1 protein-coding gene is annotated in these 1,421 nt (G+C 47.4%); it reads right to left on the bottom strand.

The features are described from left to right. On the bottom strand, nucleotides 1-1,146 hold a 1,146-nt coding region (locus ACTHUM_RS14105), incomplete at its 3' end, for an MFS transporter (protein ID WP_440403182.1). Between the last annotated feature and the right edge of the window lie 275 nt (nucleotides 1,147-1,421).

Raw genomic sequence — 1,421 nt, 5'->3', positions numbered from 1 at the left:
CACAATACCCATGTACACGCCATAACGTTCTTTCGGAATAGAACCGACCACAATCATAAACGGCACGCCCATCATACTTGCCCAACCGACACCGAAACCAATCATTGGGACAAACATTAAGTATTTATTACCGATGTGCGGAATGCTAAGCAAGGCCAGTGCGGCAAGGGTTACGGCAAAGGCATGAACATATTTGGCGGCATATTTGCGTGCCATCCACATCAAGCCAAAAGCAGAGATAAAGGTTACAACGTTGTAGGAAGCGTTTACCAAACCGGTCCATGCAACCGCTTGACTATACGCTTCGGTATTTTCAACAGTCGAATCCCAAACGGATTGGACGATACTGTGAGAAATATATTGCCAGTAGATAAAGAGTGCGTACCATTGGAAGAGATACACCAAAGCCAGTTGCCTCAGGGCAGTCGGCATTTCGCGTACAGCAACGATAATATCTTTAACAGCATGAGCCGGACCACTTGGTTGCGCTTTAATGGCTGCCATTTCTGCAGGACTAGGCTCGCGTTCGGATGTCGATAAAACGGTAACCAAAACCGAACCGATAGAGCAAACCGCACCAATATAGAACGAACCGAATACCCAATACGGGATACCCGCTTCGGAAGTTTGTTTCAACCAACCGATTTGCTGGAAGATATAGAGGGAAACGTTGGCCAGTGTAATACCCAAACCGGTAAACACAGACTGCATCAAGAAACCGGTAGATTGCTGATGTTCAGGAACCGTATCGGCAATAAAGGCACGGAAAGGTTCCATTGCAGTATTGTTACTGATGTCCAAGAGCCACAGCAACAATACAGCTACCCACAATGCGGTAACGTGCGGATAGATAAAGAGACAGAGGCTGCAACCGATGGCGCCAATCAAGAAATACGGGCGGCGGCGACCCAATCCAGGCACCCAAGTGCGGTCACTCATCGCACCAATCATCGGCTGCACCAGCAAACCGGTAATCGGGCCTGCCATATTCAAAATCGGCAACTGGCTCGGATCGGCATGAAGAAAGCTGAAAATCGGGTTAATCGCAGTTTGCTGCAACCCGAAGCTGTATTGAATGCCGAAGAAACCGAAGTTCATCAGCATAATCTGGCGAAGTGTCATCGCCACTTGTGGGGAGATTTTCATAGGAAGGCTACTCCTGGATAATAAACTATGGAAACAACAAACTCCAATTTCAGCAGTATGACGCTCTTATTGTATTGGGCCGCCTTTTTCAATGAGGCAACCCTGTTTTCAGACGGCCTTCATTTTGACCGTTTATATAATCTTGTTTTGATGTGTGTTTGTGTTGTTTGAAGCTTATTTTTAGGCCGTCTGAAACTATTTATTCATCACAGACTGACGCCAGATGGTTTCCCCAACGACCTTGACGGGCCGAACCGTACCGGCCGGATGTTCGA

Source organism: Neisseria sp. P0021.S006 (assembly GCF_051956895.1).
The sequence above is the reverse complement of the archived record's forward strand: the minus strand, read 5'-3'. Positions and strand labels throughout refer to the sequence as shown.